Annotated in this window: 16 protein-coding genes; 4 read left to right on the forward strand and 12 right to left on the reverse strand. The window is 52.0% G+C overall.

Features of this window, described 5'->3' with window-relative positions; translation table 11 throughout:
• Positions 1–39: 39 nt before the first annotated feature.
• The 5 genes from GN208_RS14610 to speG all read right to left on the reverse strand — a co-directional run bounded on the left by GN208_RS14610 (position 40) and on the right by speG (position 7,852).
• Complete coding sequence (locus GN208_RS14610; protein WP_004235242.1) at positions 40–1,389, reverse strand: MFS transporter; 1,350 nt, start codon at positions 1,387–1,389, stop codon at positions 40–42.
• Positions 1,390–2,059: 670 nt separating this feature from the next.
• Positions 2,060–3,523, reverse strand: coding sequence for a magnesium transporter (gene mgtE, locus GN208_RS14615; RefSeq protein WP_004235243.1), 1,464 nt, complete (start codon positions 3,521–3,523; stop codon positions 2,060–2,062).
• A 56-nt stretch (positions 3,524–3,579) separates the two neighbouring features.
• Positions 3,580–5,112, reverse strand: coding sequence for an exopolyphosphatase (gene ppx, locus GN208_RS14620; protein ID WP_004235245.1), 1,533 nt, complete (start codon positions 5,110–5,112; stop codon positions 3,580–3,582).
• An 11-nt stretch (positions 5,113–5,123) separates the two neighbouring features.
• Positions 5,124–7,196 (reverse strand): polyphosphate kinase 1, encoded by a 2,073-nt coding sequence (ppk1, locus tag GN208_RS14625; protein ID WP_015422771.1) that lies wholly within the window; start codon positions 7,194–7,196, stop codon positions 5,124–5,126.
• A 65-nt stretch (positions 7,197–7,261) separates the two neighbouring features.
• Positions 7,262–7,852: a spermidine N1-acetyltransferase gene (gene speG / locus GN208_RS14630; protein ID WP_004235247.1), complete on the reverse strand. Its 591-nt coding sequence runs from the start codon at positions 7,850–7,852 to the stop codon at positions 7,262–7,264.
• Between the two features lie 205 nt (positions 7,853–8,057).
• Here speG and GN208_RS14635 point away from each other — a divergent pair, with 205 nt between their 5' ends.
• Positions 8,058–8,360 (forward strand): helix-hairpin-helix domain-containing protein, encoded by a 303-nt coding sequence (locus GN208_RS14635; RefSeq protein ID WP_004235250.1) that lies wholly within the window; start codon positions 8,058–8,060, stop codon positions 8,358–8,360.
• 36 nt (positions 8,361–8,396) lie between these two features.
• Here the strand turns inward: GN208_RS14635 and purN are convergent, their stop codons facing one another.
• Positions 8,397–9,029 carry a phosphoribosylglycinamide formyltransferase gene (gene purN, locus GN208_RS14640; RefSeq protein ID WP_004235252.1) on the reverse strand — a complete coding sequence of 211 codons (633 nt, stop codon included), beginning with the start codon at positions 9,027–9,029 and terminating at the stop codon, positions 8,397–8,399.
• On the reverse strand, positions 9,029–10,069 hold the full coding sequence (gene purM / locus GN208_RS14645; RefSeq protein WP_015422770.1) for a phosphoribosylformylglycinamidine cyclo-ligase: 1,041 nt from the start codon (positions 10,067–10,069) through the stop codon (positions 9,029–9,031). The genes purN and purM overlap by 1 nt, the downstream gene beginning before the upstream one ends.
• A 253-nt stretch (positions 10,070–10,322) precedes the next feature.
• On the opposite strand from purM, the gene upp reads away from it, so the two are divergent.
• The 3 genes from upp (at position 10,323) to hda (ending at position 13,178) form a co-directional block, all read left to right on the forward strand.
• Entirely contained in the window at positions 10,323–10,949 is a 627-nt protein-coding gene (gene upp, locus GN208_RS14650) for a uracil phosphoribosyltransferase (protein ID WP_004235255.1), read from the forward strand.
• 69 nt (positions 10,950–11,018) lie between these two features.
• Entirely contained in the window at positions 11,019–12,308 is a 1,290-nt protein-coding gene (gene uraA, locus GN208_RS14655) for a uracil permease (RefSeq protein ID WP_004235257.1), read from the forward strand.
• A 153-nt stretch (positions 12,309–12,461) separates the two neighbouring features.
• Positions 12,462–13,178 carry a DnaA inactivator Hda gene (gene hda / locus GN208_RS14660; RefSeq protein WP_004239923.1) on the forward strand — a complete coding sequence of 239 codons (717 nt, stop codon included), beginning with the start codon at positions 12,462–12,464 and terminating at the stop codon, positions 13,176–13,178.
• Positions 13,179–13,181: 3 nt separating this feature from the next.
• Here the strand turns inward: hda and GN208_RS14665 are convergent, their stop codons facing one another.
• The 5 genes from GN208_RS14665 to GN208_RS14685 all read right to left on the reverse strand — a co-directional run bounded on the left by GN208_RS14665 (position 13,182) and on the right by GN208_RS14685 (position 18,083).
• A complete protein-coding gene (locus GN208_RS14665; protein WP_126117340.1) occupies positions 13,182–13,385 on the reverse strand; it encodes a hypothetical protein in 204 nt (67 codons plus the stop codon).
• 153 nt (positions 13,386–13,538) lie between these two features.
• Positions 13,539–14,870 carry a dual specificity protein phosphatase family protein gene (locus tag GN208_RS14670; RefSeq protein ID WP_004235261.1) on the reverse strand — a complete coding sequence of 444 codons (1,332 nt, stop codon included), beginning with the start codon at positions 14,868–14,870 and terminating at the stop codon, positions 13,539–13,541.
• 65 nt (positions 14,871–14,935) lie between these two features.
• Positions 14,936–16,702 carry a bifunctional alpha/beta hydrolase/class I SAM-dependent methyltransferase gene (locus GN208_RS14675; RefSeq protein ID WP_004235262.1) on the reverse strand — a complete coding sequence of 589 codons (1,767 nt, stop codon included), beginning with the start codon at positions 16,700–16,702 and terminating at the stop codon, positions 14,936–14,938.
• A 2-nt stretch (positions 16,703–16,704) separates the two neighbouring features.
• On the reverse strand, positions 16,705–17,334 hold the full coding sequence (locus tag GN208_RS14680; protein ID WP_004235263.1) for a CDP-alcohol phosphatidyltransferase family protein: 630 nt from the start codon (positions 17,332–17,334) through the stop codon (positions 16,705–16,707).
• Positions 17,335–17,525: 191 nt separating this feature from the next.
• Entirely contained in the window at positions 17,526–18,083 is a 558-nt protein-coding gene (locus GN208_RS14685) for a filamentous hemagglutinin N-terminal domain-containing protein (protein WP_004235269.1), read from the reverse strand.
• Between the last annotated feature and the right edge of the window lie 91 nt (positions 18,084–18,174).

An 18,174-nucleotide genomic window follows, 5' to 3' on the forward strand; every position in this document is an offset into this window, starting at 1 on the left:
GGCGGATAATCATCCGCCCTTGCTGTTTTACCTGTTTCGTTAAGACTGTTGTGCTGCGACAGTTTTCACATTCTGTGCTTTACGCGCTGTCCAGCCTTTGTGTGCCAGCGGTAAGAAACCGATGATAATCGCCAGTACGGACACGCCTGCCACATAATACGCCGGTGCCATTGCACTTTTCTGTAACCAGGCACCGGTCAGCATCGGCGTTAAGCCGCCGAATACCGCGTAAGCCATGTTGTAGGCAAAAGACAAACCAGAGAAACGGATTGCCGGCGGAAATGCCCGCGTACTGATGATTGGTGTGGTGGCAATCGCACCGACAAAAAAGCCCATCACCGCATAGTTAATCACCAGCGAAGCCGCCGCAATATCCGGTGACAGTGCACTGTAGAAGTGGAATGCGGTGATCGCTAATCCGCCCCAGGACAATGCCAGTGTCACACGGCTGCCGATCTTATCTTCCAGCCAGCCCCAGAAAATACAGCCGAGGGTTAAGGTCAGTGTGGCCACGCAGTTTGCCTGTAATGACAATGTGCGATCAATGCCGTACATCTTTTCAACCACAACGGACGGGGTCATCAGGATGATCACCACGATAGCGGTGGATAATGACCAGGTCAGCCCGGCGGTGACAAAACAGGCCATTTTATGGTTTTTCAGAACCGTTTTCACCGGCATCTCTTCGGATAATGTCCGTTTGGCCGCCATCTCTTTAAAGATCGGGGTTTCCTGCAAAAAGCGGCGCAGATACACCGAAATCAGGCCGAACACACCACCGAGGATAAACGGAATACGCCATGCCCATGCAGTCACTTCCGCCGCAGTATAAGAAGCCTGAACGGCGATAGCGACCAGCGAGCCGAGCAAAATACCGCCGGTGATCCCGGAGGTCAGCGTACCGACACCCAGCCCGTAGCGCTGTTGCGGTGTGTGCTCCGCGATAAATACCCATGCGCCGGGCATTTCACCGCCGATAGCCGCACCCTGTAAAATCCGCATCAGCAGTAACAGGACAGGTGCTGCCACACCGATACTTTCATAGGTCGGCAGCATACCGATAACCAGTGTCGGCACCGCCATCAGGAAGATACTCAGGGTAAACATGCGCTTGCGGCCGATAATATCGCCGAAATGCGCCATAATGATCCCGCCGAGCGGGCGCGCCAGGTAACCGGCGGCGAAAATTCCCAGCGTTTTCATCTGGGCGATAAACTCGTTATCACCCGGGAAAAACAGGTGGGTTAGTGTTCCGGTAAAAAAGACAAATATGACAAAATCATAGAATTCAAGCGTGCCGCCGAGGGAGGATAATCCCAGTGTTTTATAATCGTTTTTATTTAATGGCCTTGCCTGAGGCTGACTTAATGGCGATGTGTCGGTTGTCATAATTATGTCCTTTTATTTACTCATTTATTCAATGACGGGGGGCGTGTCATTTTTTTTCTCATTTGTGTTTCCCAAAAGAGAGGTGGCGGCAACAGCATCCCGGTTATCACAGGGATAACCGGAAATAAAAAACGGGAATTGTCTGTTACCGGAGGGTATGCTTTGTTATAGCAAGAAGTTCCGTATATTGTAAACAGCATCAGCCAAAACAAGATGAACATTCTTGCTGTATGCCATAAGATGGATTATTGAACTAAATATGATTTGCGTCACGGATAATAACGTTAAGGAATCCGGAATGACAGCATATTATGAAAACCGGAACAGATAATTAGCGGAATAATTAAAGGTTCAGCCCTTATTATTATTTACCAGTAATACGGGTTTATAAAATACGATTAATAGCATTATATGAATAAGGCTTATCAATATACTCACGAATGAACAGCAGTAAATAAATATAAATAAGTGTGAAGAGCATGATGATTATTTCAGAGCAGCAGTACAGAAGTGATCATATTCACCGGATATTGTCAGTCCGGCATCATAATACTCTGTGGCGGGGTGATAACAAGAGGGCTGAAACTCAGCCAAAAGAGACAAAAACGGCCACGGAGAGCAGAAGTAAAACTTCTCTTTCCGTGGCCGCAGAGGACTATCTGAGCAAAAATCAGACCAGGAACAGGGTGGCGAGACCTAAAAAGATGAAAAATCCGCCGGTATCGGTGATGGCGGTGATCATCACACTGGAGCCGAGTGCCGGATCGCGTCCGAGTTTCATCATCGTCAGCGGGATAAGCACACCCATGATGGCGGCCATCAGCAGGTTAAGCACCATAGCCAGCGTCATTACCGCACCCATAGCGATATCGCCGTAGAGCAGGTACGTAACGACCCCCATAATCCCGCCCCAGACCACGCCGTTGATAAAGGCAACGCCCAGCTCACGCAGCAGCAGGAAGGAAAAACTGCCTTTCTGGATCTGGTGAAGCGCCAGAGCGCGGACAATCATGGTGATGGTCTGGTTACCGGTATTACCGCCGATACCGGCAACAATCGGCATCAGGGTCGCGAGTGCAACCAGTTGGGAAATGGTATGCTCAAACACACCAATCACGCGGGAAGCCACAAACGCGGTACAGAGGTTAATCGCCAGCCACGCCCAGCGGTTTTTCACCGCCTGGCCGACCGGGGCAAACACATCCTCTTCCGGACTTAAGCCCCCCATACGACGGATGTTTTCTTCACTTTCTTCATTCAGGTTATCAACGATATCCTCAACGGTGAGCCGTCCGAGCAGCCGCCCGTTATTGTCCACAACCGCGGCGGAAATTAAGTCATAACGTTCGAATGCACCGGAAGCATCTTCGCCTTTTTCATCCGGCAGGAAGGTGACCGGCTCGGTTTTCATCACATCAGAGACCAGTTTGTCCGGCGACTGGGTGAGAATGGTGGTCAGCGGCAGTTCGCCCTGCAAAATATTATTGCTGTCAATAACAAAGATTTTATCGGTGGCTTCCGGGATATTGCTGCGGTAGCGCAGAAAACGCTGAACCGTTTTCAGCGGAACATTGCCGCGCACGGTGACAAACTCAAAGTCCATCATCTGCCCGATACTGTCCGCCGGGTACTGAAGAACGGTGCGGATGCGGTTACGCAGACTTGGTTCCAGATAGGTCAGCAGGCGGCGCATGGTATCGCGCGGCAGGTGCTCGGCGATATACGCCTGCTCATCCACATGCAGGGTGGCAACGGCACGCAGCAGCTCTTTGTCTGACATATCTTTAATCAGACTGTCCCACACGGACACAGAGGCTTCCACCAGCACTTCCCCGCGCTGGTGGTTATCAATCAGATGCCAGAGCGCGAGACGCTCATCATAGGGCAGGGCTTCCAGCATATCCGCAAGGTCAGCGGCGTGGAGGTCAGTCAGCAGATTTTTGACTAACTTCGATTTTGAATGCAGTTCATCATCACTGAGCCTGGCATGTTCATCGGCGGTGCCCAGAATGGTTTCCACAAACTGTGAGTCGTTGAGGAACAGAGGCAAAACCTGCTGACGAATGTGGGCCAGCCGCTGGGAGTGCGGATTGACCGGTGATGAGTTATCAATGGAGAAACTGTGTTCAGACATGATTTTCCTTTACACATAAAACTTTTAAACAAATAAGACTGGCCGGGGATTCTCTGTCAGACGTCTTCTTCTTTTATACCGAGGTGCCAGCCGGGCACATCATCCCAGTAAGCCTGCTCTTTTTCCAGATCAAGCTGCATTAATGTGTTGATAGTCAGATAGCGGCGCGGAAAAAACAGGGTCCAGTGTCCTTCATTGGTCTCCAGACGCAGTGAGGAGCGTTTGGTGGTGGACTGGCGCTGATTATTCAGTAAGACCGCGAGGCGCAGGATCTGTATCAGGGGGATGACCTGTTTACGTTTAAACAGTGTGAATTTCGGGATATCGTCACTTTTTACCGCTTTGCGGTGGTAACGTACCAGTGTGGCGAGCAGCAGTTGCTGTTCCTGGGTGAATCCCGGTAAATTGGTGTTCTGCAGAATATAGGCCGAATGACGGTGCAGGCCGGAAAGGTTGATGCTCAGCCCGACTTCATGCAGCCAGACCGCCCAGACCAGAATGGCTTCCAGCTGCGGATCAACCAGGGACGGATTCTGCTCCGCCCACTGACGGTACAGGTTTTTCATGGTGGTGAGGACACGCAGTACCTGGGCGTTATCCACGTTATAGTGTTCCACCAGGCTTTGCGCGGTACGCTGGCGGATGTCCTGATGGCGGAAACGGCCTTCCATCTCATACAGCACCCCTTCGCGCAGGGCACCGGCAGACAGGCGCAGTTCAGTGATTTCCAGCGCGTCAAACAGGCCGCACAGAATTGCCAGGCCCGGCACAAACACTTTTTTGCGGTCGTCAGACAGCCCCGGTAAATTCAGGGCATCAAACCGTTTGTAACGCAGCACTTGTTTGACCAGCATTTCCAGGCGGACAGGGGTGATAATACCGTCCCGCTCCCCCAGTTCACGCAGGATTTCACAGGCCGCTTTGATGGTGCCGGATGCGCCGAGGCATACATCCCAGCCCTGCACACGGAAAGCAATCGCCAGGTTTTCCAGTTTGGAAACGGCCATCAGCCTGGCGCGGTTAAAGTTGGCCTCGGTGATTTTACCGTCCGGAAAAAACTGACGGCTGAAACTGACACAGCCCATACGGCGGCTTTCGATTAAAATCGGTTCAAAACGTTCGCCGATCACCAGCTCTGTTGAACCGCCGCCGATATCAATCACCAGTTTGCGGCCTTTTTCCGGTTGTGTGTGTTCAACACCCATAAAAATCAGGCGTGCTTCTTCGTGACCGGAAATAATTTCAATCGGATAGGGGATAACGGACGCGGCGCGTTCGAGAAACTCGTGCGCATTGACTGCCTCACGCAGACTGTGTGTCCCGACAATCGTGACCTGTGCGGCGGGAAAGCCCTGAAGGCGCTCGGCAAACAGCGCCAGGCAGGCCAGCCCGCGCTCCATGGCTTCTTCGCTCAGCTCATTCTGATCATTTAAGCCTTCAGCCAGATACACCCGCTGTTTCAGGCGGCTGAGAACCTGGAGTGCGCCGTTGACAATACGGGCAATCACCATATGAAAGCTGTTCGACCCGAGGTCGATGGCTGCAATTTCCAGCGGACGATCTTTTTCAGTGATCAGTGATAATGGCATGCACGGGCCTTTTAATTATCCGGTTGTTCCAGGGAACGAATATAGTCATAAACTGCCATCTGCGAGCGGACTTTCCGCTTGTTGCCGCGCGGCACATAATGGTTGGACATCTCTTTATCGAGATAACGCGCCTTCTCATTATCACTGAACTGAATATCCAGAATATCGAGCACCCGGCGGCGCAGCACCGGATCCAGCAGGCGAACCGCCACTTCAATCCGGTAATCGATATTGCGGGTCATCCAGTCCGCAGAGGAGAGATAGACTTTTTCGTCCCCTTTGTTGGTGAACACATACACCCGGTCATGCTCCAGGAACCGGTCAACGATACTGGTCACCTGGATATTCTCACTGTACGGCACCTGTCCCGGCACCAGCGCGCACATGCCGCGCACCAGCAGACGGATTTTCACCCCGGCTTCTGAGGCATCATAGAGACGCTCACTCAGCTGTTTATCCACCAGGTTGTTGATTTTCAGTGTAATTCCGGCTTCATAACCGGCCAGTGCATTGGCTATTTCATCATCAATCAGCTGATTCAGCATTGCCCGTGAATTCTGTGGCGACACCATCAGGTTATCAAAGGAAACCGGCCGGTACGGGTTCTCAATAAAGTTGAACACGCGCCGGACTTCATTGGTGATCTCTTCGTTGGCGGTCAGCAGCGAGTAATCCGTGTAGATGCGCGCGGTTTTTTCGTTGAAGTTACCGGTACCGATATGGGCATAACGGCGGATCACATCCCCGTCTTCCAGCCGCGAGATAATAAACAGTTTGGCGTGGATTTTCAGCCCCGGCGCGGAGAAAATAACATGCACTCCGGCAGCGGTCAGGTGTCTCGCCCAGTGAATATTGGCTTCTTCATCAAAACGTGCCTGTAATTCCACCACTACGGTGACTTTTTTACCGTTGTGTGCCGCGTGGATCATGGAATCGATAATGCGGGAGTCCTTGGCGACACGGTAGATATTCATCTTGATGGAAATCACGCTCGGGTCAAAAGAGGCCTGGCGCAGCAGTTCCAGCACATGCTCAAAAGTGTGATACGGGTAATAGAGCAGCACATCCCGTTCGCGGATAGCATCAAACCCGTTGCGGTGATGATCAAACCAGACATGACGCAGACGCGGCAGCGGTTTGTTTAATAAATTCTTATTGCCTTCATTCGGGAAGCGGATGAAGTCCTTGAAATTATGATAGCGACCGCCGGCAATGACGGAATCATCATTGGTCAGGCCGAGTTTTTCACGCAGCAGCGTCACCATTTCATCCGGCATATCGCGCTGATAAACAAAGCGCACCGGCTCAGCGGTCAGACGCTGTTTCAGGGTGGAGGACATCAGCTCCAGCATCCCGGATTCCATTTCGGTGGCGAGGTCATATTCCGCATCGCGCGTCATTTTCATGGAATAGGCATTGAGGGCATCGAAATCGAAGAAGCCCTTGAAGATTTCATCCAGGCAGTAGCGCAGAATATTGTCGATAAGGATCATCGACTGGCGGCGGCGGCCGTTTTCGGTCGGCAGATTAACAAAACGCGGCACTTTATCAGACGGAATTTCCAGCAGCGCATAGCGGGTCTCACGGCCGGATTTGACAATCTCCACCACCAGATAGGTGTAATCGTCTTTGAGGAATTCGACCAGATCGGTGCTGGTCTGGATCATAATCGGCGTGATGTGCTGGCGCAGATGCTGACGGAAATACTGACGCAGCCAGATTTGCTGTTTCGGCGAAATCTGGCGTTCGTTGATCAGGAAAATCTGGTTACGTGCCATTTCCAGCAGCAGGTCGTTATACAGGGTATCAAATGCCTGATCCTGTTTTGCCACTTTGTTTTCAATTTTACGCAGCAGATGGCGCCCGCTGGCGCCGGAACCACGCTGTTCCTCATTAATCAGGATGCGGCGTTTCACATCCGCATAGCGGACTTTATAAAACTCATCCAGGTTATTTGAGTAAATGCCCAGAAAACGCATGCGCTCAATCAGCGGGTTGCGTTTGTCGGCGGCCTCCTGAAGAACCCGCTCGTTGAACGACAGCCAACTGAGTTCTTTTTCCATATAGAGCCTATCTTGGGACATTGTTACTCCGGAACGGGTTACTCTGAATCAGGGTTGAACACAGCGTACAGTTTACTAAAAAATCGTTACAGGTTCTGCTTTACGCGGGCATTTTTTTCAACGTAGCTTTCCGCATCCGCAGATTTATTTTTCATGACCAGATATTCCGGCTGAAAAATACACATACGGATGGCAGTGCGGTATTCCCCGTTGACGAAAAACTCATCAATTAACTGGCCTTCGGTATGAAAACCGAGCTTTTTATAGATGTGGATCGCTTTTTCGTTTTCGATATCCACAATCAGATACAGTTTATACAGATTGAGGACAGAAAACGCATAATCCATAGCCAGACGGGCAGCGCGGGACGCAAATCCGTGACCCTGATGTGACGGGGCGATAATAATCTGGAATTCAGCGCGGCGGTGTACATGATTGATTTCCACCAGTTCCACCAGCCCGATCTTGGTGCCGTCGCTTTCCACAATGAAGCGGCGTTCTGACTGATCGTGAATATGCTTATCGTATAAATCACTTAATTCAATAAAGGCTTCATACGGCTCCTCAAACCAATAACGCATAATGCTGGCGTTATTATCCATCTGATGAACAAAAGCTAAATCCTCACGCTCAAGCGGGCGCAGTTTTACAGGCGGAACAGCAGTACCACCGGACATAAATCACCTCGATATTGGTTGTATTTTATCAGTCAGTGTAACACATAACAGAAACGGAATTATCCGGGGATCCGCTTTTCCGCGTCACGATGGGCACAACCGTGTAAAATTATGGCAATTACGTGTTATTTGAGTACCGGTCACAGCAGACAGATGATAAAGTATGTGGTAGTACGCATATCATTAATAAATACCGGATATTTCCATGAACCCGACAAAAGTGTGCCGCACCCGTCTTTATACGCTTACCGACCTGCCGAATATCGGCGAGGCGATGGCGGAAGATCTGCGTCTGCTGGGGTATGAGACGCCGCAGGATATTACCGGTTCAGACCCGGTGATTATGTATGAAATGCTCTGCGCGGTAACCGGCGTCCGTCAGGATCTCTGTGTTATTGATGTGTTCTGGTCAGTCACTGATTTTCTTGCAGGACAACCGGCACAGCCGTGGTGGAATTATACCGGACAGCGCAAAGCGTATCTTAATGAGATGGCGAAACTGCGGTAGTTATGAAAAACGCCCGGAAAAACCGGGCGGAGAGAATCAGAGCGTATTGTGAAAATATAATTTTCCGTCCAGATATATCCCGTCTTCTTTCAGTGCCAGACGCCCCTGCACAAACCAGTTAACCACCTGCGGATAGATGCGGTGTTCTTCCTGTTGTATCCGGGCGGTGAGAGTGTCTTCAGTATCATCCGGCAGAACGGCAATGCGTGCCTGTAAAATGACCGGGCCGCCGTCCAGCTCTTCCGTGACAAAATGTACAGAGGTACCGTGTTCGGCATCGCCGTTTTCCAGGGCTTTCCGGTGCGTGTGCAGGCCCGGATATTTCGGCAGCAGAGACGGGTGGATATTGAGCATTCTGCCGTGGTAATGGCGGACAAAGGCGGGTGTCAGAATCCGCATATATCCGGCGAGGATCAGTAAATCCGGTTGATACTCATCAATCTGTGCCTGCAATGCGGCATCAAAATCATCCCGTGAAGAGAATTCCGCCGGACTGAGTGCCAGTGCGGGAATACCGGCCTGTTGTGCGCGGAGTAACCCGTAAGCGTCCGCTTTATTACTGAAGACCGCAACAATTTCCGCATTGAGAGCTTTTGAATTGCAGGCGTCAATCAACGCCTGCAGATTACTGCCGCTGCCGGAAATCAGGACAACAAGGCGTTTTTTCATCAGCGGATGATGACCTGCGGTTCATCTTCACGGCAGACCGCGATATCACCGATCAGCCATGCATTTTCACCCGCCTCTGTCAGCAGGGCGAGGGCGGCAGGCACAGACGCTGCCGGCAGCGCAATCACCATACCGACACCACAGTTGAAGGTGCGGTACATTTCATAGTCTTCCACATTCCCGGCTTTTTGCAGCCAGTTAAAGACAGACGGCCACTGCCAGGATGAGGCATCAATCCGCGCCTGGGTGCAGGCCGGTAATACACGCGGGATATTTTCCCAGAAACCGCCGCCGGTCAGGTGGGCGATGGCGTGAACATCGGTGTTTTCGATCAGTTTCAGCACAGATTTAACATAGATTTTTGTCGGTGCCAGCAGATGATCCGCCAGTGATTTGCCGTCAAGCTCTGTGGCTGCCGGGTCAGTTTTGCTGACCTCAAGGATTTTGCGGATCAAAGAATAGCCGTTGGAGTGCGGGCCGCTGGAGGCCAGTGCTATCAGCACATCACCGGCGCGGACTTTGCTGCCGTCGATGATTTCTGATTTTTCCGCCACACCGACACAGAACCCGGCCACGTCATAATCATCGCCGTGATACATGCCCGGCATCTCAGCGGTTTCACCACCGACCAGCGCACAACCCGCCTGTTTGCAGCCTTCGGCAATACCGGTGACCACCCGGGCGGCAGTATCGACATCCAGTTTGCCGGTCGCGTAATAGTCGAGGAAGAAGAGGGGCTCAGCACCGGCGACCACCAGGTCGTTCACACACATGGCGACGAGGTCGATACCGATAGTGTCATGACGCGCCAGATCCATCGCCAGGCGCAGCTTGGTGCCGACGCCGTCAGTGCCGGAAACCAGCACCGGTTCTTTATATTTCTGCGGTACCGCACACAGCGCACCGAAACCACCCAGCCCGCCCATAACTTCAGGACGGCGTGTCTCTTTGACAACATGCTTAATACGGGAAACTAAGGCATTACCGGCATCAATATCAACACCGGCATCTTTGTAACTCAGGGAAGTTTTGTCAGTCACTGCGGCCCCCAACGGCGATTGCAAGTAAGTGGGTGTATCGAAAACGCGGCTATTCTAACAGGCCACGCAAACGTTTGCGAGAGGATTTACGCCGGTTTTTGTCAAAATGCGTCAGATCACACTTATTCATGTAACGAACATGAAACGCGTGATAATTGACTATAATCAACAAATCCGGGGTGGCGCTGCGAAAGAAAAGCGGTATAATCTCGCGATTTTTTTGTCCGCCAGGGCTTACACAGTAGGAGAACCCATGAAAGTCGTCGAGGTAAAACACCCGCTCGTTAAACACAAACTTGGCCTGATGCGAGATCATGATATAAGCACAAAACGCTTTCGTGAACTGGCCTCAGAAGTCGGTAGCCTGCTGACCTATGAAGCAACTTCAGACTTAGAAACTGAGAAAGTGACAATTGACGGCTGGTGTGGTCCGGTCGAAATTGAACAAATCAAGGGTAAAAAGATTACCGTTGTGCCAATTCTGCGCGCGGGTATCGGTATGATGAACGGTGTGCTGGAAAGCATCCCGAGTGCCCGTATCAGTGTTGTCGGTGTTTACCGTGATGAAGAAACACTGGAGCCGGTACCGTACTTCCAGAAATTAGCTTCTAATATTGAAGAGCGTATGGCACTGGTGGTTGACCCGATGCTGGCAACAGGCGGTTCAATGATCGCTACCATCGATCTGCTGAAAAAAGCAGGCTGTACCGCGATTAAAATCCTTGTGCTGGTTGCCGCACCTGAAGGTTTGAAAGCGCTGGAAAAAGCCCATCCGGATGTTGAGCTGTATACCGCATCCATCGACGATCACCTTAACGAACACGGTTACATTGTGCCGGGCCTGGGTGATGCGGGCGATAAGATATTTGGTACGAAATAAGTTAATGAGCCGACTTGATAGTCGGCTTTTTTTTGGCATATCCCTGAGTAATCATTTAAGAGGTTTAAGATGACGCGCCGCGTTATTGAAGTCGATGAACGCCCACCACTGCTGGTCACCATTCCGTTAAGTTTACAGCATCTGTTTGCGATGTTCGGTGCTACTGTTCTGGTGCCGATCCTGTTTCAGGTAAACCCGGCCACGATCCTGTTATTTAACGGTATCGGGACGCTGCTGTATCTGTTTATCTGTAAAGGAAAAATCCCGGCGTATCTGGGCTCCAGCTTTGCCTTTATTTCACCGGTGCTGATTTTACTGCCGCTCGGGTATGAACTTGCTCTCGGCGGGTTTATCATCTGCGGGCTGTTATTTATGCTGGTGGCGGGGATTGTCAAAATCGCCGGACGCGGCTGGATCAATGTGTTGTTCCCGCCTGCGGCCATGGGGGCGATTGTGGCGGTTATCGGTCTTGAACTGGCCGGAACCGCTGCCGGTATGGCCGGACTGAAAATTGCGGATGGTGCGTCACCGGACAGCACCACGCTGATTATCTCCCTGACTACTCTCGGGGTGACGATTCTCGGCTCTGTGGTGTTCCGCGGTTTCCTGGCGATTATCCCGATCCTTATCGGGGTGCTGACCGGGTATGCGCTGGCCTTCTTTATGGGCGCGGTGGATTTGACCCCGGTAAGTGAAGCACCGTGGTTTGCACTGCCGACATTCTACACACCGCGTTTTGAGTGGTTCGCTATTCTGACCATCTTACCGGCCGCGCTGGTGGTGATTGCCGAGCACGTCGGTCACCTGGTGGTCACGGCGAATATTGTCAAACGTGATCTGATGAAAGACCCCGGTCTGCACCGCTCTATGTTTGCCAACGGTTTTTCGACTGTATTGTCCGGCTTCTTCGGCTCCACACCGAACACCACCTACGGCGAAAACATCGGCGTTATGGCCATCACCAAAGTGTACAGCTCCTGGGTTATCGGCGGGGCGGCGGTACTGGCGATTCTGCTCTCCTGTGTCGGTAAACTGGCTGCCGCGATTGCTGCTGTGCCGGTGCCGGTGATGGGCGGAGTATCGCTGCTGCTGTACGGGGTTATCGGTGCATCCGGTATCCGCGTGCTGATTGATTCCAAAGTGGATTATAACAAGCCGCAGAACCTGATTCTGACGGCGGTTATCCTGATTATCGGTGTCAGTGGTGCGACCATCCATATCGGTGCGGCTGAACTGAAAGGCATGGCACTGGCAACGGTTGTCGGCATTGGTCTGGCTCTGGTGTTCCGTCTGGTGAATATTATCCGTCCGGAAGAGCGGGTAGTGGATGTGAATCTGGATGAAGTGAAGAAAGACTGATTCAGATAACAAAAAAAGCCGCAGTGACTGATGAGCCCGTAAAGGCGGGTATGTTGGTTCTGCGGCTTTTTCCGTCACTGAGTACGGGAAGTATGTTGTTAAGGTTCATTTAGCCGGTGAATTTATGTTAAACTAACGGTGTTTGTTCACCCGTTGGCCGAGGTAACTCTGAACACGCCATCTCAGCTGTCATTACCGCTCTCTCTCCCTGATGATGAGACTTTCAACAGTTTCTACGCAGGGGAAAACGCATCCCTGTTATCCGCTATTCAGGCGGCTATCAATCAGCCGCACGGCAGTTATCTCTATTTCTGGTCCCGTGACGGCGGCGGTAAAAGTCATCTGCTGCATGCGGCCTGTGCCGAAGTCTCTTCCAAAGACCGGGCGGTCGGCTATGTACCGCTGGATAAGCGCGCCTGGTTTGTGCCGGATGTGCTGGAAGGTATGGAGCATCTGTCGCTGGTCTGTATTGATAATGTGCAGTGTATTGCGGGGGATGAAGAGTGGGAAATGGCGCTGTTTAATCTCTATAACCGCATTCTGGAGACCGGCAAGACCTGTCTGCTGATCACCGGGGACAGACCACCGCGTCAGATCCCGCTGCAGTTACCGGATCTCGCTTCCCGTCTTGACTGGGGGCAGATTTACAAACTTCATCCGCTCAGTGATGACGAAAAAATTCAGGCACTGCAACTGCGGGCAAAGCTGCGCGGGTTTGAGCTGCCGGAAGATGTCGGGCGCTTTATCTTAAAACGCCTCGACCGTCAGATGCGCACACTGTTTGATATGCTCGACAGGCTTGATCATGCCTCGATTGTTGCCCAGCGCAAACTGACCATTCCGTTTGTCAAAGATATCCTGCGGCTGTGACCATCAGTTAAGCAGGGCAATCACCGTTACCCCCCACTGGAGCACCATACAGAGTGCACCCTGCTGAAACAACCGTTTTGTGCCGCGCCAGCGCTGTGAGAAGTGGGTGTGCTGTGCTCTGCCCGGAAACAGTGTCGTCAGGGATTCATCAAAAATATCGGTATCGGACGATTGTGCCACAACCGGAAGATAAAATACATGGCGCACAGAAAGAACAGGATCCCCGCCGCCATCGGATATTCACCGGAAAAACCGGAAATATAAAGCAGAAACTGCGTCAGAAAGGCCATCACCGATAAGGCAGCCAAAAAACGCCAGCCCGCCGTAAAAATCACAATTATCTGTTCGTCATGAGGTCTGTTATTCATCGTTTTTTCCGTAACGGGCTGCCCAGCGGGTCAGGGCGGCAATTGTCTGTTCCCGCAGAACAATTTGTGGCCGGGCCTGTCTGACGGCCGCCAGCGCCTGCTCCACATTGTCTGCCAGCCCGGCACGTATCAGCCAGGCGACCACGACGGTAGTACTGCGGGTGTAACCCAGTTTACAGTGTACATAAACCTGACCGGATTGCGCCAGGCGGCTGAGATTGTTCACCGCCGTTTCAATCTGCATCTCTGTCAGCGGAAACAGATCCAGCTGCGGCTGACAGTGATAAGCCAGCCCGGCGGTATAGCGACTGCGGGGAAATTCCCCTGTCATATCCAGTACGGCGGCAGCCGTCAGTGGTGCGGCAGGATAACCACCCAGCGCGATATGCTCATTGACCACACTGGTGTGACGGCACCGTTTTGCATACCAGTAATAGCTGATTTGCGCCGCAATCCGGTATGGCAGCAGCAGGAGTGCGGCAGAGGGTGAAATGCGCCCGGCGCTGTCCTTCTGAAACACTGATGCGCCGGCCCCGAGATAACCCGCCGTGATGCATAAAAATGCCAGCCCCGGCCACAGCAGCCACCAGCCCTGACCACCTATCACGACAGCCGCTGTTATCAGCACCAGCGAAATAACGGCGTACCGCCCGGCCAGCTGATAGCCGCGGCGGATACGGTGCGGGGCCCACTGCCAGCGTGTACTTACCGGCAGCAGATAGCTTATCACCACACCGGTGGCGGCACCGGTGATCACATCAATAAAATGGTGCTGCCAGGTTGTCAGTACAGAAACTAAGATCAGAATTGACCACAGGTGCAGAAGCCATTGCCATTTCTGCGGTGTGTGCGCCCGGAAGCGCAGCCACAGCAGCCACAGCAGAATGATATGCAGAGAAGGGGCCTGGTTAAACGGCAGATCAAACATCTCCAGCTGGTCAAACATCCAGCCTGCGGTACCGTCTGTCTGCGGACGGAGAAAACTGAATTTCAGCGGAAAGATCAGGAACCCGGCGCAGGCTGTCAGTGACGCAACTGCCAGCCGAAGCCCGTGAATACACTGTTCGCGCAGAGAGGTGCAGATAAACAGGGATAATCCGTAGAAGAGATCGATGCTCCAGTACGGAATAATTGTCCACGGCAGAAACGGAATATGTGTTTCCCAGCTGAACGCAAAAGAAGGGACTGACGGCAGCGACGCGGTATAGGTATTGACCTGTCCGTAAGTCAGAAAAAAGAAAGGTGCCAGAAACAGCAGCCAGAGCAGGGCAAATCCCCACCGTTTACGGCGGGAAGCGGGCAGCGGCAGTGCGGCATCAGACATAATTTTTCATTCCCTGTAAAACAGAAGATGCGCAAAAAGGCGCATCTTCATCAGTATGATAACAATCAGCGGCGTCTGGCGACTGAGACACTGAAAATACCCCAGTTATCAATGAGCTGATCCAGTTTTTCAAATCCGGCCTCATCCACCAGCGCATCCATTTCCCCCTGGCTGCGGCAGCGCATCACCCAGGCTTTTCCGCCCTGATGGCTCGGCAGAACGCGGGCTATCATTTCTACCTGCGGGTGCCACGGCTGACAGGTGTAGACAAGATAACCGCCGCTTTCAATCGCCTGCGCCAGCCCGGCAAGGGAATCGCGCAGCAGATGGTTTTCCGGGAACAGTTCATATAACCCGCTCACCACACCGAGGGTCGGTTTCGGGGTGACCGCCGCCAGATCGGCGGTATCAAAGGCATTGCCCTCTTCAAAACGGATTTTGTCTTCCAGGAAGCGCTCTTTGATCTGTAAACGACCCTGTTCCACATTGATGGTGCTGTAATCGCGCATCAGAACAGATTCTATCCGGCTGTAATCATTAATTGCATCAAAGAGATAGCGGCCCTGACCGGCAGCGATATCCATGATCCGCACCGGCTGACCCTCTTCCTGCAATGCCCGGATGGTGCGGCGCAGAATTTTCTCAATATTCACTTTGCGTTGGCGGATCCCCTGCCAGCCGATACTGTTGAGATACTGGCGGTCAACAATGCGGCCGAAAATGCCTTTGCCCTGAGCCTGGTTACGGTAGACATAATCGAGGGTGGATCCGGAATCAAAGCCTTTATCGTAGCCGATACTGACGCCTTCCGAGGCTTTGCCGAGGGTGGACATCGCTTTGCTGAGCAGTTTATAACCGAGATTTTTCGGGCAGTAATCCGGCAGCGGAACCTGCAATTCACGATAAGCATCGGCACCGGCGCTGCACACATCCTCAAACCGGTAATCGTGCTGATAGCGCGGCTGTTCAAACAGGGTGGTGACAAAGCGGCGGATTTCCGCCAGCGGGATATGACGATCTTTTTCGCCCAGGGTGTCGTGATAGAACCCCGGCAGAATATGTTTTTCTTTATACGGGGTGTTAAGCCGCGCATAGAACTGATTCTGCGGCTTACGGTGCACTACGTGGTCACTGCCGGAGATAAACAGCTGAGTCGGCACTGTTATCGCGGCAGCATCCGCCACCAGGCGGTCAGCGGTTTTGTAGAGTTCCAGCAGGATATTGACGGCAATCGGCCGGGTGATCAGCGGATCCCGCTCAAATGAGGCGATACGTACCGGGTCGTGGGTGAGATATTTGGCTTTAACGTAGGAATTAACATAAAACAGCCCGCGAATTTTCTGCATCAGCGCCAGTCCGCTGCGGGCAAACGGCACATAGAGTTTGACTTTAAAGGCCGGAGAAGCCAGTACCAGACCTCGGATCTTCGGTGCGAAATCATGCACCCAGCCGGTCAGGGTGACTGCGCCGACACTTTGTCCGAGCACGACCATGTTCTCGATAGGAATTTCATACTCAGATGAAATGAAGTTAATAAATTCATTGATGTCGCTGATAGATGTGCCCATCGACGGGCTGTAGCCTCTGGGCCCGTCATTGCGGCCGTGACCTCTGGCATCCCAGGCAAATACCGCGAAATCAGGTAACGCCAGCTCATCCGCAAGATGTGCCACACGTCCGGAGTGCTCATGACCCCGGTGAAACAGCACAATGGCTTTCTTTTCTGCGGTTGCGGAAGGCCAGTAACGGAAGAATAACCGCTGCTGGTCACTGGTGGTAAAGTGAGATTCAATGGATTCACGCTGAGTCGGATAATCAGAAGATACACTCATAATCAGTCCTTTTGAGATGCGCTTTGTTGCGCAGATTCCTGCAACGCACGCCGGATACGGTGATAACAGGTAAGAAACAGCAGGGCGGCAAAGACCGCAAACAGCACCGGAAACAGTGCGGAGTCAAGGGATGCGGGAAAAACCGCCGCCCACAGACCCAGTGCGCCGAACAGAAAGGCGCGGTCACTTTTTCCGGCAGGGCCGTCATAGCGGCGTGATGCCCCGATAGTTTGTGCCAGTACACCAATAAATTCAGTCAGTACAGAGAGAAACAGGGTCAGCAGTATCCAGATGGCTGCTCCCGGAAACAGCAGGACAAACGGGAAATAAAGAATCGTATCGGATACCACATCGCCCAGTTCATTGAGGATCGCGCCGAAGCGGCTTTTCTGGTGATGTTCGCGGGCCAGCATGCCGTCAATGGCATTGAGCGCCATCCGGATAAACAGCACCGGCGGCAGAAGCAGAAACAGGCGCGGATCGGGAAACAGGATCAGGATGAAACCGGTAAGCAGGGAAAGGAACATCGCCGCCAGCGTGACCTGGTTGGCCGTGATTCCGGCATTAAACAGGCGGATTACCACGGGACGCAGCAAGTTCTGAAACTTCGGTTTTAGATCATAAATGGTCATTTTTTTCCCTGATGATACACAGTCAGTTATCTGTATTATCAATACGTTATTCTGTGATCGCCGCAATAAGAGTTTTCTTAAGTTAATACGGTGTGATCACAGGGCTGTGTTGTTACAGGTATGACAGTCTGCGGCAGGGAAAGTTTCTGATAAAAGCAATACCGCCGTGAAAACGGCGGTATAACAGGGGGTCAGCGCGGTGAATTTACGGAAATATTATGACTGATGCCGGTCAGACGTTCTGATGCATGCAGCGGTTTGCGGACATCAAAAATGACCTCATTATTTTTTGCAGCATTGATAACCACCGGCAGTGTTTCGCGGTGAGAATAGAGTGAGGTATTGGTTGAGCTGCAATCCTGACAGATCACACCATTCGGGTTAACAATCACCAGACTGGCCTTGCCGCCGGCGACAAAGGTATTACCGCGCAGGTGGGTTTTATTGTTGCCGAGCACTTCATTAATAATGGTTTTGGCATTTTCTTTATTATGAATGACGAGGCCTTGCTTGCCGACATTATAGTCAGTAAAAATATTATGCGAGATCCCGCGGTTATCCGGTGATGTAATCACCAAAACCGGTTTCCCTGATTTATCTTTAAACAGCGATGTTTCCGCTTCCGGACTGGCTACCCGGATTTTATCGCCGTTACGGTAGGTATATTCTGTGCTTCCCGGTCCGGCGGCAACAGCAGCAGAGAATAATGCAACGGAAATGAATGATAACGCCGTTAATGTTTTTTTCATGATTTATTCCTTTAATCATTATATTAAGTGTAAATAACCAAACGAACTTTACCACTTGAAATAAATGACGATTTCATAAAAAGAACATAAG

The organism is Morganella sp. HSTU-ASny43, from assembly GCF_022819185.1.
GTDB classification, from domain to species: Bacteria; Pseudomonadota; Gammaproteobacteria; order Enterobacterales; family Enterobacteriaceae; genus Morganella; species Morganella morganii.